Origin of the sequence: Pedobacter duraquae, from assembly GCF_004362245.1 — a bacterium.
Lineage (GTDB): Bacteria > Bacteroidota > Bacteroidia > Sphingobacteriales > Sphingobacteriaceae > Pedobacter > Pedobacter duraquae.
This window is the reverse complement of record NZ_SNWM01000007.1, coordinates 240,995-253,495: the sequence shown is the minus strand read 5'-3', so window position 1 is coordinate 253,495 and position 12,501 is coordinate 240,995. Positions and strand designations below refer to the sequence as shown.

Sequence of the window (12,501 nt, the reverse complement as noted above, 5' to 3'; positions counted from 1 at the left end):
AGATTATTTTTTCAAACATAAAATAAAAGATAATACGTAGCGAAATGGCCAATGTGATTTACAATTGGCAATAAATTAAATAAGACGTATTAACCGAGTTGTGGAGGCTGCCAAATTGAAATGGCCTGGGACTGAATTCCTGGAGTAATGAGTACTGGATAAACGGAGGCAATGGCTTTTGTGAAAACAAATAAAGCAGCCTTAGAGGATACTTGTCTTGCACTAGAGCAGCAGCTGCAGTTACAAAACGGCGGACAGGTTTCCTGATTACACCGTTCACTGTTGGCGTGGCTTTTTTGAATGATGACATGGGTTATTTCAGTAGCCATATCCGCTCTATCCTGACAAGGCAGGAAAGCAAGCAGCGTACAATACAGGCTGATAAATAAAGCAAGGTATTTCATTCGGTGCAAATGTAGGAAAAGTAAAGGAATAAATTAATCGTATACAAATTAAATATAATGCATTCATTATTAAATATTTATATCTAATAATGACTAGCAAACATATGTTTGATTTTCAAGTACATAAATAGTATGATCAATACACCAAGAATCCAGTAAATAACCATCAGAAACGGCTTAGGTCGGTTCCTATCTAGTTTCTTTTTCCTGGTTTTTATAGTTTCAGCTTTATGTTTACTTCCTTTTCCTTGCAAGCCATTTTTAATTTGTTTTGCCATTTAAATTTTCCTAATCAGCTATTTTTGAATTAAGCTGGAAATGATATTGATACTAAAAGCCACAATCACTGTATTGAACGCAAAGGATAATACACCATGTATCCATGCCAGCCTTCTTATTCTGCGAGAGGTGATTTCTACATCGGAAACCTGGAAGGTCATTCCGATGACAAAGGAAAAATACGTAAAATCCAAATAGTCGGGCTCCTCTTCATTTGGAAAACTTAAACCCCCAGGCTTCACCTTTTTACCTTTATGATCATGGTCAATATCGCAGTAGAAATAATGGGCATATCTTAACGTAAATACGGTATGAACCAACCACCAAGAACTAACTACGCAGGAAAGCGTCGTTAAAATGGCAATCGTTTCGTTTGGCTTGGATTGGTTACCGGTTGTCTTTAGTAGCATTATCACAGCGAATAAGCTTGCAAATGCAGCTGCGACAACAAAAAAAGAAACAAGTTTTCTGCTGGAATCCTGGGCATGAGCCTCTTACTTAACCTCCGCTGGATGAGAGGTTAAGATCGTTGTCCAGGATAGAGCAATGCTGGTCAATGAATAGGATAGCCAACTAAGCATTACATGCATTGAAGTTGACAAGCTTCCAATAGTGGTGGGATAGGTTAAAACTGCAACACCGAGTGAAATGTATAATTTATGGTGTGCATCTAATTTATTAATGTAACCAGGGAGTAGCGCATTCTTATACTCTGTTGGCTGTTCAAAATCTGACATGTAAACTAATTTTTGTTGATCCCTATTGTTATTTATTTTAAAAAGCTACAAATTAAGGCGTACCTGTTTTATAGTTTATACATTACTCAGTTTGTCAGTACAAATTTAAGATACTTTTATATCACTCTTGATAGGATATTTATTGTATTTATTTGGTTTTAATTTTATTATTGCGGTATGATTATTTTAGGAATATTATTCATTATTGGAGGATTTTTATTAAGGTTTCAAATTAATAAAAGGCAATTTAACAGAAGAAACTCAGCAGGTGTAGAAGAATTTAAATCCTATGGAAATGCGTATACGGTTCAAATTCTAGAGAAAATAGGTCGCATTGTAGGTTTATTTCTTATTATTATTGGTATAATAATGACTTTAACCTTCTTTTTTGGTACTTCTCATAAGTAATTTGATCTAAGTATCTATATTCCCTTGTTAAAGACCATTGGAAGAGTACTTCAAAGCTTGTCTAACTCTGAACACACCCTTACTTTTTTTTTAAGGATTTTGAAAGATGCTTAGACAATAGAAGACAACTAATCGCTGAACAAGTTGGTCAAATTAAAAATATCAAATACTCATCTCATATTCTATCATTAAACGGTGGTTTAATGATAATATGAATTTGTGAATCCAAGTTAAAGGCATCTGAAAAGTCAACTTACTTTCCGCAATTAACTGGTCTATCCAGTAATTCGCTATGTGCAAGTTTAAATTCAATGGATCGATTGAGCTTTTCTTCATCTTTACCCGTCTCGGGATTAAATTCTTTGCCATAAACAGAGAGCGTTAGTTTATGCGCCTTTTTCAATGCAACTTTAAAAGCTGCTAATTGATCACCGCCTTTTGCAAATGGATCACCATAACTTTTAGCATCCAGTAGAAACTGGATCCTGTTCCCATTTTTAACATTTGAGCTTATAAAATCTATACCTCCATAATCGCCATCTCCATAGCTATCGCTGTATTCGATAAGAAAGCCGGGCTTCCCTGTTCCTGTACAATTAAGCCACAGGCTCAGCTCATAGTTTTTATTGGAGTAGTTGAACAGCCGGTCGCCATCTTTTTTAAATTTCAAAATAAACCAGCCATCCTTGGGTAACGATTTCTTCCAGGATAAAAGTTGTTTTTCAGAAGACGTTTCGGGTACCTGTAAAATATGGTCGTTTGTCTGGGCATGTGAAACATATGTACTGGCCGTTAGCAGTATTGTTAAAAGTCCTTTGCAAGCGCTGTTCAATATCATAGTTGGTGTTTCTAAATCTCTCTTGTAACCAACACCAACATGCCTGCTTTAGTTTGGGTTGGAATTATTTTAAGAAATAAGCGCAAACCAGTGAGATTCATGATAATCGCCTGAAAAGCGTTAGGCCAGAGAAATTACCTAGGAATAGACTAAAAATTAGTCACAGATTCCGCCTGAGCAACATCAATTGACTAAATGATCTAAATAGGATGCAAGAATAAAGAAGGCTCCAATGCATGTGATCACACCCAGGTTGGCAACTGCATACTTTGTTCTACCAAGCACAAAAAACCGAACCATTTCAATTACCATAAAAATCCCGAATAGCATGAGCGTAATGAATGCTAAAAACAGCGGTGTATTGATTGCCATTCCACTATTACCACTTTGTTTCTCGTCTAAAAATATTAAAGCAGCAAGTATCCCTATTGGAAGCATGCCAATTATCGCTCTAATGAAAGTATGTTTTCTCACATCCCGATTCATCCTGTAATCATCCCTTAAAATAGTCCGGTTCAAAACTAAAGAATTCCAGTCCAAATTGCGATTACTATCGCGTTGTAATGTTGTACATTGGTTTATCAAATAATTCACTAATGAAAGTTGTATACATCGTATTTGCAGCAACCTAACTGCAAAGTTATTTTGTATTTTTGATCTACACTATACACTCATGGGTTCTGTTGTAAATCCGTTTCAGTAGGTCGTCGAATAACCTGGCAAGACGGTATTCAGAGCCCAGTATGGTGCTATTTATCGCTTCTTCAAAATGTAAACAACATCAGCATTAGGGTTCAATTCGGCCGCAGAGATTTTTAAACTGCCGTTAAGATTTACAGGCTTATCAAAGGCTCCGGTTTCGCAGGTATACTTCACTAGTTCATAGCCTTGTAGCTGCACTGGCAAAAGGATGTCTGTTTGAGCAGCTTCCTTTTTAGAATTATAGAGATACACAAAAATATCGTTTCCACATTTTACACTAAAGGTTTCCACATCAGGATTTGTAGATTTAACAGCAAACGTTTCAAAACTGCCTTTACCGGCTTTCATCATAAGGTCTTGAATAGTTCTAACATGAACGATGTATTTATCGGTGCCGCGATTATCAAAATATTCCCACCACCAGGAAAGCGGCAAGATTGGCGTAGGCGAAAATAGGCCATACCAGAGCCCGCGTTTAAAATCACTATCCATCTCAGGCGCAAACTCATCAAAGTTTTTTGACCAATCATATTCATAGCCATATTCTCCAATCACGTAAGGCTTTTTAAATTGACTGGCATAGCTAACTATAGTAGTTGGCAGGGCATGGTTATTTTTATAGATGTGTTTCTGATTGAAATCAATAGCCCCGATAGAATTCAGCCCTTTAAGGTCGCGGTGAGAAATACTTGTTGTGATCAAATGATGGTAAGGATCTATTGCCTTCAGATAATCTGCCATTTCCTGGTGCCATTGCACAATATGTTCGGCAGGAATTGGGTTGTTTTTATCTCTGAACTGCACGTTGTCTATCTCGTTAAAAAACTCCCAGGCTCCAATAGCCGAGCTGTAGCCCCATCGGGCAACGATAAATCTCAATCGATTTTTATACTGCGCTTTTGCTTTCGCATCAGTAAAGAAAGCAGCAGTGGAGGTAGCATACCGGCCGTTTTTAGCATCGTATGATCCCGGCCCCATGGTGAGCATGATATATAAGCCCAGCGAATCAGAGAGATTGACCATCCTATCCATTTTGCTGATCGCACTTGGATTAAAATAGGCCGAAGAGTTGGTATAGCGGCGGTTGTTAAACCCAGATTTCCAATCCAGTGGTAAATTCCAGGAACAGATCCAGGTGCGGAAATAGTTGCCACCGTGCTGAGCCAAGGCTGGAAGCAGGTACTCGTAGTTGTACTTGGGGTTTTCGTGTAATGCCTTAAAATATTTGGAGTCGTCGTTGTCTCTAGATTCCCAGCAGATATTTTCGCCAATTCCTCTAAAGGCTTCCCCATTATCAAACTGAAAGGTCCAGTCATTTTTTGTATTTAAAATGCCTTTGAACTTTGAAGCAACGGCATTAAAAGCCGCTGGTTTGGTTGCATAAATTACTTTACCGTCCTTCGATAGCTGAAATTTATAACTGTATTTTCCTTTTTCCTGAGGTAGAAACCGTGCCTTCCATTGGGAGGTTTTTCCACTTTCTCCCGCCTCATAATAACAAGGTAATACCAGCTTTTTACCAGAAGGCGAACTCAGCAGCATATCCAGAGCGACCTCTTCCTGCAGGTAGGCGTTTGTAAAAATGGTTTTGATGGAAACATTCCATTCGGCCTTTTCAAACTGCTTTACAGATCTATTAATCAACGTAGCTTTAGTAATTGGAGTTTCTGCATTAAGCGCGATCACGCTCAATAACACAAATGCAAGAGTCAGGATCAAACTTCTTTTCATGCGCTTTAAATCGGGATCAAACCCCTGTGTTTTTTGGTTAGAATTAAACTCATCAAAACAAGCGCTTTAAATCGGTTTTAATCAATAGTATTTTAACAAAATCTTATGGTTATTTCCCTTTAAGTGGTGATCTTTAAATTGAAAAATTACTTTTCAATGTAGTACTTCGCTTCATTAATCCAGTTCTGCTCGGGGCTTAAAACTTTATCAGGCGTAATGCCAATGTTATCTATTGCTAAGCCTTCATCAATTCTTCTGCTTCTTGAAGTAGCCCAATAAAGCATGTAAGGCATACAGCTAAAGTCTGCCCCTCTCATGTTAGAATAGTCTAACACCCCTGCAGTATGCTCGCCCATTAAAGTTACTTTGCTGCTTTGTTTAGCCAGTAAGAGAAATTCTTCAGTTGTGCTTGCACAGTGTTTATTAATCAAAATAATTACTTTTTGAGGGTAGGTCGCAACGCTGTCTAAACTGATATTGCTGTCATCCGAGAAGGAAACCAGTTTACCTTTACCTTGTTCCATTTTTTCAATGACATGACTGATAAATACCTTTTGATCAGGCGGAAGACCATTTGTTGTAGCTATCGCAGCCCAACCTGCTATGTTGTCATCTGTAGCTAGAACATCTGCACCGATGTTTCTGACTGTCTTTGTGTAAATATATGGCGTTATTGGGCTGTAAGCAAAATCAGCACCTCCACCGTTATTCCTTAAGTCAAGGATTAAGTTAGGCATTTTACTCAAATTCGATTGATTTGCTTTAAACAGGGAATCGATGTTTCTGGCATTATTCTGATTAAATGTGCTAATCTTTATATATAGTGTTTTTGTGGAAAGCACTTTACTCGCTACAGTTGCTTCACTAAAAATTTCTCCTGACGATTGCTTACTTCCTTCCCTTTTGAAAGAACCTAAAGCATTTCCCTTAATTAGTAACGACACACTTGTAGGGATATAATATTTATCATACATGATGCCTTTAAGTGTATCTTTTCCGCTCTTAAGCTCTAATACTACCTGTCCGGGCAACCACATACCGGCCTTTGCGGAAATTACTACCCCGGCATAATCTCGAAAGAGCGTTTTGTTTCTGATCACCGCGATCCGAGCTGAGGAATCCTCATTCCAATAAATGCCCGTAATTCCTTTCGTGTTCTTAAGATTAGTTAGCTGATCGTTTGACAGGCCTATACTTTCTATCGCCTGAATGCGCCCCTGTAATTTAACTTTTTCTAAGTCTTTTGAAATCCTATTTCTACCTATCTGAATGTGCCCATCCCTGAAAAAAGTTAACCAGTCATTAATTAAATAGATACAGTGCGCTGGTGTTTTTATTGATGCTGATTGTTCAAGTGCAACCTGTGTGCGTTTCCGGTATATAGCCTCTGTTTTAGAATTCACTTTATCTTTAAAACCCGCGTAATTTTTTTCAATTTTATCTTTTACATAATTAAATTCTTGACTGCAATTGCAAGTTTGTGCAAAAGAGTTAAAGGACATGAAGCATAAAACTAACACACTGGTTAAAGCAAATTTGATGGGTTGATGAAGCATTATAAGTTTAATGAGGCTACAAGTATAAAGAATAATTTAATCGTAGGAGAATAAACAAAGTATGCTCCCTCATCTGTTGTTGACAATGCCACACCAGCATTTTTTTTTATGGAAACCGCCTATAATTCTCATCATTAGGTAAACCGCAAAACTAATATTCTCGCTGGATTTCGAACGTTATGGGTTTTAATATGCCGGTTATGGTAAAAGTCGATGGTGGCGAATACCAATTGATCTCCCCTTCTAAGGAGTTTACTGAGGTAAATATTCCTGGCGCGTCTGTCAACAATATTAAGGTGGATAGACTTAACTATTACATTGAGATCCTGTAAAACTTGCCCTAGAGCATAGGGATAAAGCTGTTTAAATAACCTCATTTAAGAAGTACTTAAATTTTAGCTTGCTAAGATTTCTTAACATGCTCCAGATATGCCCTGTATTTTTCAGTGTATGATCTGGTAACCTGGACAGTCATTTCGTTATCAAGCTTAACATGATTAAGGCTCATTGCTTGAATGTGATCTGTAGATATAATAAAAGCTCTGCTTACCCTAAAAAAAGAACTGAAAGGTAATAAGTCCTGTTCAAGATCTGATATTGAGTAATAGCATTTTAAGATACCATCAGTTTTATAAATGTTAATGTAGTTGGATTGACTTTCGATGGCGATAACATTATTAAGATATATCTTAACCCGTTCGCGTTTTGGCGTAATTGGCAAGATTATGTATTGGTCTTTTACCATCAATTCTGCTATAAAGCGTTCCAACAACAGGACAAATTTAGCTTGCCTGATTGGCTTGTATAAAAAAGCTTTTGCCGGGACATCGAAGGCACTCAAGGCAGCATCTCCATAGGAGGTAATTACAATTAAATTGTGTACTAATGATTTGATTTCTGCATAAAGCACGTCACCATTCATTATAGGCATCTGCATATCAAGAAACAGAAAGTCAACTGGAGTTAACATATTATCAAACCCGGATTTAGCTAACAGGGGTTTTGTATAGGATGCTAAAGTATACAATTGAGCCATCTCGGCGATGTACTCGTTAAGCAAGTCAACTGTTGCTGGATCGTCGTCCACGATAATACAAGAATAGCGTTTCATCTTACAAGCACCTAGGGATATAACTGTGTAATAGCAATTTACGTGATAATTCTAACATAAAAAAACCTGTTTTTCTGTAGTCCACATAAAATTTCCGGCATTCTGCATAAAGTGTATACAAGTAGCCCTAAATATTTGTAGAATATATCAATTATTTGCCGCAGCGCGACCTACTTAAACCCGCTCTCTCTCTTAAAATGCAAACAGATTTAATCAATGACTTCCTATTTGGCGGTCACGAACTTCCTGCTGAATTAGCGCTGGAAACTGAACGAAAACGCCTCGATGATTTCTTTTCCATAAGGGCGGTTATCAAAGAATATCCGAAGGGTTATCTTTTATTGGCACAAGATCAGATACCAAATAGAATTTACTATTTAATTGACGGCATGGCAGAAGGTTCCATTGAGAACATGCACGGTGAACGTAGGGTGACCCATGCTTTTATGACTGGTGCTTTCCCAGTAGATGGATTTATGTTTCCCGCTGCCCGCCCATCCAAATTTTTTTGTCGAACACTTATTAAAAGTAAACTCATATCCCTTTCAAGAGTTGATGTGGAAAAGTTGTTTGAAAAGTTCCCTTATACAAAAATAGTTCTGAATTATATAGCAGAGAATAACTTGCGAAATTCTAATGCTGAGTTATTGAGTGCATATAATAAAAGTATAGACAGACTTAAAGCTATGAATGCACAATGGCCAGGCATCGAACGGATTGCCCCAAGAGGTTTTATTGCTGATCTTGTACACATGAGCCAAAGGCATATCAGAAGGTTAATTGCGGAAAGTAATAAAAACCCAGATTGGTGATTTTCGGACTTTTCTACAGTTATTTTGAGGCAAATGTCCTAACAGCCAAATTATTAAGGCCGTAACTTGGTATCAAGCAATGAAAATTATGGAAAGCACAATAAAAGGAAGGTACTCCTTCCGCCCATCTGAAAAAAATAGCGTTTTAATATTTGATGCGATCAGCTACTTATTTGTATTGCTTTTTGTGTACACGGCGGTAAGTAAATTTATGACGATAGGGACGTTTCAAAAAGTACTTGGTCATTATCCATTACTGTCTGGCTACACTGTATTTGTGTCTTATGCTGTACCAATCATTGAACTAATTGCAGCATTGCTCCTCATCATCCCGAGAACAAAAATCGTCGGCATGGTTGGCTCCTTAATCCTGATGATTGGGTTCTTATTATACATCCTATTTATGATGTACTCACTCGGGCCAAGCTTACCGTGTAGCTGCGGGGGAATAATTTCCAAGCTTTCCTGGAAAGAACATATTTGGTTTAACACCATACTAATTATTCTTGCAGGATTCGCTTTACGAATCCGCAATTAATATAAACTTATTGCGCGCGCGATACAGGTAAGTGCCATGGCCTGTTTAAAGAAATGTGGCAATTTCTAAAACTAAATTTAAATATTATGAAAAGATTATTTTTAGGCCTATTAGTAGCAGGTGTTGCTATGGGCGGAAGTGCGTTTACGAATGCAAAAAAAGCCAATATTGCATATATTACGGGGCAGTCTACCTCCGGTGGCGTAACAACTTACTCATACGACAACGATGATTTAAGAACTTGTGATTCCCCTACAGCATTGCCCTGCACGGTTCAGGCACAAGCTGGCTATTCGTTTACAACACCTACGGGAACGATCAGCCAAGCAGACCTAAATGATAATTCTAAGGTTATCGTTCAGTCTCGCCAAACATCTTATAACCCATAAGATGTAAGCCAGGAGATTTGCTAAATCTCCTGGCTTTTATTTATTGAAACACCTATCAATGAAGGTTGGCAATGGCCTTAATCAGCGAATCTTTTTCACGAAGACTTTCTGAATTAAATGACACCATCTTTTGCTGTTGATCTAATAGTATCAGACAAGGATAGCCCGGTATATTGTTGCTTTGGATAATTGGGTGATTTTCGCCAGACCCATTTGTAAAAAAGTTGATCCCATCTAAAGGTGCGTAGATTTGTTTACTCAAACTTTCTTTCCAAACTGCCAAATGTTTATCAATGGAAACTGATAGAAAGATTACGCTGGGATTGTTTTTAAAGTGTTCTTCTACTTCTGACAAGACTTCTTTGTAAAGTGCCTCACAATGTCCACAGTTCGTAAACCAAAAGTCTATCAACACAATCTTACCCTTAAATTCATAATTGGAGCGGATGTTACCGTTTACGTCTGTCAACTTGAACTCAGAAAATTGCCTTCCCGGCATTCTAACCTGTAGTTCTTGGAGATATTGTAGATACTCTGGTTTTTTTACTATCGACATTGCACTGTCAAAATTTGACGAGAACTCATCAGAAAACACTCTTGATTTGAAAAGTTGACGCATGATTAGCAACTCCTTGATTTCTGCAGTAGTCGGGAATTTAGTTGTAGCATTAAAAATCCATTCAGGAGAATCGCTCCCCGTGTTTAGTGCAGATTCAATTCTTAATTTCCCGAGCAGCATATTAATATACGCTAAGGAACTTGCAAGATACCTGCCGTCAATTCCATAGTTCGTCATTGCATCATAAGAGTTTACAAACCGTTTATTGAAGGTTTCTTTTGTTTCTTTGTTTAAGCTCTTGAATCCCTCACTTCTGATGTAAGATAAGATAAAGGTAAAATATCCACTTACAGATTTGTATATTTCATTTGCCTTCAATACGTTATAACTTAATGGTGTCAATTTGCTTCTATACTGCTCCAATAACTTCAACTTTTCAACAGTCTCAGGGGTCAATTGATCAAAAGCATCGTACTGAAGGATATTGCCGTTAAATTTTTCCAGTGACCTTGTTTTGTCAAGTGCGTTAGGATGATAATTGAAATGATTAAACTCATTTGCCAGATTATATTTAACTGAACCTATACCGGAATAGGTAGCGTTGGAATTTGCTCCAAGCTGGTCTTCCTGGAAAAACATCCGAACAGTCAAGTCGTCGCCCGCCTCCCATAATTGAAGCTCATTAACATATATAATATTGCTATTTGAATTTTCACCTAACCTTCTGTTTTTGATCAGTTGAAAATATCCATGTGAGCTATTTACAGGTATCTGGAAAAGAAAATATCCGTTGTTATTTAATGTCCGCTTAAAAGATCGCTTGCCTATTGTTCTTCCTCCGGCCGCTAAGTGACTTAGCATGTTATCACCAACTACCATTGTGAGCGTATCCTCTTGCGTAGCTTTATCCAGATAAATCTTAAAGGAAATTTTTGCATCTACGTTACGTTTAGACTGCGCATTAGCTGTGATATTTATAAATAAACATGTGCAAGCGATGTAACAGATCAGTACTTTGAAATAGCACCGGTTTTTGATATTGTTATCTTTCATTTTGTTGAATTGAAGTTAATTGAATCTCTAATGACGGGATAGGCAGGACATAACGATTATCATTGGGCGGCAATGTAAAAGTCGTTGCATTAACTACTCTTGTTAGCGTTCTTTGAAATTTGGCTTCCTTATTTAGCCTTCTTAAATCCTCCCATCTAACATTGCTGGTAAATGGTAATTCTTTTCGTCTTTCTGCAAGAATTATTGTTAGTGCCTCTTCTGCGTTTGTAGTTGCTTTATTGATGTAGGTATTAGTTTTGTACCTGTTTCTCAGCAGCAAGTTTAAATCTGCAAGCGCAGCATTTGTATTGTCGAGCCGTGCAAAGCATTCCGCTCTAATCAGATAAATTTCGTTTGTTGCAATGCCGCTAAAATTTTGCCCCTTTCCTGTGTAACCGCCTCTGTATTTTGCAGTCGGAGCAGATGCCGAATAGAAAAGAGTTTTTCGAAGATCGTTATTGTCATAGGAGTTGTAAAGCTCTGGAACGATGAGCGCTCTACTAGAGGTTGCTGCCGTTAGATGCCGGTAACTGTTACTTTGACAATAGAACAGCATTTCAGGCATGTTTTTAGTATTAGCGGGGAATCTGTAGGTCGTTGAAGTGTTTACTAAAGCCGTATTATTGTAATCTAAAAGTTGGCCTCTTAACGTAATAGCCTTTCCTGCATATAGTGCAGCATTAGTATAATCACCCATAATTAAATAGGTCTTTGCAAGAAGTCCATAAGCAGCTGCATTGACTGGACGCTGGGTATAGGGCTGAGATTCGGGCAGTAAGGCTGCGGCATCCTTTGCGTCAACAATTATTTGTTGATAGGTATCTTGTAGGCTCGCCCGGTCATCAATTATATTAACATCACTACTTTTTTTCAGCGGCAACCCTAAGTCTGAAAGAGCAGATGAGGTATAAGTCTTGCAAAATAGTTGTGCCAGGTTATAAGTCGCAAAGGCACGATGGAAAAGTGCTTCGCCTTTCACGTTTCTATATTCAGTACCGGAATCCTCTATTTTTTTAATACCATCCAGTACGATATTGGAATATTCAATTACCTTAAAACTATTATTCCAATGAACAGAAGCTTCGCTACTCCAGATGTTTTTTGACCAGATGTAAAGATTTCTGCTTTCTTCATCAGAGGCATTGTAATCGGCATCTGTGAAATAAAAGTTATCGGCTCCTGCCAATCCTGCACTCGACGCATCATTCATGATGCTCGTGTTGTCTAAAAGTGCTTGAAAATCTGCTAACGTCTCTGGAACTACATCACTTTTAACAGCTTTAATATCTAGCCATTTATCTTCTTTTTCGCAGGATAAAAGGAGAGCTGCAGATAAAAATAGATATACTGGAATCAAAATGATTTTTATAAATGATCTTTTCAT

The 12,501-nt window shown here is 37.7% G+C and carries 14 protein-coding genes and 1 pseudogene; 5 read left to right on the top strand and 10 right to left on the bottom strand.

Going from position 1 to position 12,501, the window contains the following annotated elements; genetic code table 11:
• Positions 1-89: 89 nt before the first annotated feature.
• From CLV32_RS23500 to CLV32_RS23285, 3 genes and pseudogenes are all read right to left on the bottom strand, one after another.
• The gene (locus CLV32_RS23500; RefSeq protein ID WP_394346187.1) at positions 90-404 is read right to left on the bottom strand and encodes a DUF6660 family protein; all 315 of its coding nucleotides are present in this window, start codon (positions 402-404) and stop codon (positions 90-92) included.
• Between the two features lie 296 nt (positions 405-700).
• A pseudogene (locus CLV32_RS22455) lies at positions 701-1,114 on the bottom strand (DUF1345 domain-containing protein); the annotation flags it as partial.
• 63 nt (positions 1,115-1,177) lie between these two features.
• Complete coding sequence (locus CLV32_RS23285) at positions 1,178-1,420, bottom strand: hypothetical protein (protein ID WP_208111082.1); 243 nt, start codon at positions 1,418-1,420, stop codon at positions 1,178-1,180.
• Between the two features lie 177 nt (positions 1,421-1,597).
• Here CLV32_RS23285 and CLV32_RS22450 point away from each other — a divergent pair, with 177 nt between their 5' ends.
• Complete coding sequence (locus CLV32_RS22450) at positions 1,598-1,828, top strand: molybdenum ABC transporter permease (protein WP_133559211.1); 231 nt, start codon at positions 1,598-1,600, stop codon at positions 1,826-1,828.
• Positions 1,829-2,081: 253 nt separating this feature from the next.
• Here CLV32_RS22450 and CLV32_RS22445 read toward each other — a convergent pair whose 3' ends face one another.
• From CLV32_RS22445 to CLV32_RS22430, 4 genes are all read right to left on the bottom strand, one after another.
• Entirely contained in the window at positions 2,082-2,666 is a 585-nt protein-coding gene (locus CLV32_RS22445; protein ID WP_133559210.1) for a hypothetical protein, read from the bottom strand.
• 183 nt (positions 2,667-2,849) lie between these two features.
• Complete coding sequence (locus CLV32_RS22440) at positions 2,850-3,140, bottom strand: hypothetical protein (RefSeq protein WP_133559209.1); 291 nt, start codon at positions 3,138-3,140, stop codon at positions 2,850-2,852.
• A gap of 279 nt (positions 3,141-3,419) precedes the next feature.
• Positions 3,420-5,099 (bottom strand): DUF5060 domain-containing protein, encoded by a 1,680-nt coding sequence (locus tag CLV32_RS22435; RefSeq protein WP_133559208.1) that lies wholly within the window; start codon positions 5,097-5,099, stop codon positions 3,420-3,422.
• A 146-nt stretch (positions 5,100-5,245) separates the two neighbouring features.
• On the bottom strand, positions 5,246-6,502 hold the full coding sequence (locus CLV32_RS22430) for a S41 family peptidase (RefSeq protein ID WP_166642011.1): 1,257 nt from the start codon (positions 6,500-6,502) through the stop codon (positions 5,246-5,248).
• Positions 6,503-6,855: 353 nt separating this feature from the next.
• Here CLV32_RS22430 and CLV32_RS23430 point away from each other — a divergent pair, with 353 nt between their 5' ends.
• Entirely contained in the window at positions 6,856-6,987 is a 132-nt protein-coding gene (locus tag CLV32_RS23430; protein WP_262711537.1) for a hypothetical protein, read from the top strand.
• 71 nt (positions 6,988-7,058) lie between these two features.
• Here CLV32_RS23430 and CLV32_RS22425 read toward each other — a convergent pair whose 3' ends face one another.
• Complete coding sequence (locus CLV32_RS22425; RefSeq protein ID WP_133559206.1) at positions 7,059-7,766, bottom strand: LytR/AlgR family response regulator transcription factor; 708 nt, start codon at positions 7,764-7,766, stop codon at positions 7,059-7,061.
• Between the two features lie 197 nt (positions 7,767-7,963).
• Here CLV32_RS22425 and CLV32_RS22420 point away from each other — a divergent pair, with 197 nt between their 5' ends.
• The 3 genes from CLV32_RS22420 to CLV32_RS22410 all read left to right on the top strand — a co-directional run bounded on the left by CLV32_RS22420 (position 7,964) and on the right by CLV32_RS22410 (position 9,505).
• Entirely contained in the window at positions 7,964-8,578 is a 615-nt protein-coding gene (locus CLV32_RS22420) for a Crp/Fnr family transcriptional regulator (protein WP_133559205.1), read from the top strand.
• Positions 8,579-8,666: 88 nt separating this feature from the next.
• Positions 8,667-9,116 carry a MauE/DoxX family redox-associated membrane protein gene (locus CLV32_RS22415; protein ID WP_166642010.1) on the top strand — a complete coding sequence of 150 codons (450 nt, stop codon included), beginning with the start codon at positions 8,667-8,669 and terminating at the stop codon, positions 9,114-9,116.
• 86 nt (positions 9,117-9,202) lie between these two features.
• Positions 9,203-9,505, top strand: coding sequence for a hypothetical protein (locus CLV32_RS22410; RefSeq protein WP_133559203.1), 303 nt, complete (start codon positions 9,203-9,205; stop codon positions 9,503-9,505).
• 55 nt (positions 9,506-9,560) lie between these two features.
• Here the strand turns inward: CLV32_RS22410 and CLV32_RS22405 are convergent, their stop codons facing one another.
• Together CLV32_RS22405 and CLV32_RS22400 are read right to left on the bottom strand one after the other, a co-directional pair.
• Positions 9,561-11,117, bottom strand: a complete 1,557-nt coding sequence (locus tag CLV32_RS22405; RefSeq protein WP_133559202.1) for a TlpA family protein disulfide reductase — start codon at positions 11,115-11,117, stop codon at positions 9,561-9,563.
• Positions 11,107-12,501 (bottom strand): RagB/SusD family nutrient uptake outer membrane protein, encoded by a 1,395-nt coding sequence (locus CLV32_RS22400; protein ID WP_133559201.1) that lies wholly within the window; start codon positions 12,499-12,501, stop codon positions 11,107-11,109. The genes CLV32_RS22405 and CLV32_RS22400 overlap by 11 nt, the downstream gene beginning before the upstream one ends.

Bases quoted from the DNA above. Each gene is read 5' to 3' on its own strand.
- CLV32_RS23500 (WP_394346187.1), bottom strand. From the start codon at position 404: ATGAAATACCTTGCTTTATTTATCAGCCTGTATTGTACGCTGCTTGCT.
- CLV32_RS23285 (WP_208111082.1), bottom strand. From the start codon at position 1,420: ATGTCAGATTTTGAACAGCCAACAGAGTATAAGAATGCGCTACTCCCT.
- CLV32_RS22450 (WP_133559211.1), top strand. From the start codon at position 1,598: ATGATTATTTTAGGAATATTATTCATTATTGGAGGATTTTTATTAAGG.
- CLV32_RS22445 (WP_133559210.1), bottom strand. From the start codon at position 2,666: ATGATATTGAACAGCGCTTGCAAAGGACTTTTAACAATACTGCTAACG.
- CLV32_RS22435 (WP_133559208.1), bottom strand. From the start codon at position 5,099: ATGAAAAGAAGTTTGATCCTGACTCTTGCATTTGTGTTATTGAGCGTG.
- CLV32_RS23430 (WP_262711537.1), top strand. From the start codon at position 6,856: ATGGTAAAAGTCGATGGTGGCGAATACCAATTGATCTCCCCTTCTAAG.
- CLV32_RS22425 (WP_133559206.1), bottom strand. From the start codon at position 7,766: ATGAAACGCTATTCTTGTATTATCGTGGACGACGATCCAGCAACAGTT.
- CLV32_RS22420 (WP_133559205.1), top strand. From the start codon at position 7,964: ATGCAAACAGATTTAATCAATGACTTCCTATTTGGCGGTCACGAACTT.
- CLV32_RS22415 (WP_166642010.1), top strand. From the start codon at position 8,667: ATGGAAAGCACAATAAAAGGAAGGTACTCCTTCCGCCCATCTGAAAAA.
- CLV32_RS22410 (WP_133559203.1), top strand. From the start codon at position 9,203: ATGAAAAGATTATTTTTAGGCCTATTAGTAGCAGGTGTTGCTATGGGC.
- CLV32_RS22405 (WP_133559202.1), bottom strand. From the start codon at position 11,117: ATGAAAGATAACAATATCAAAAACCGGTGCTATTTCAAAGTACTGATC.
- CLV32_RS22400 (WP_133559201.1), bottom strand. From the start codon at position 12,501: ATGAAAAGATCATTTATAAAAATCATTTTGATTCCAGTATATCTATTT.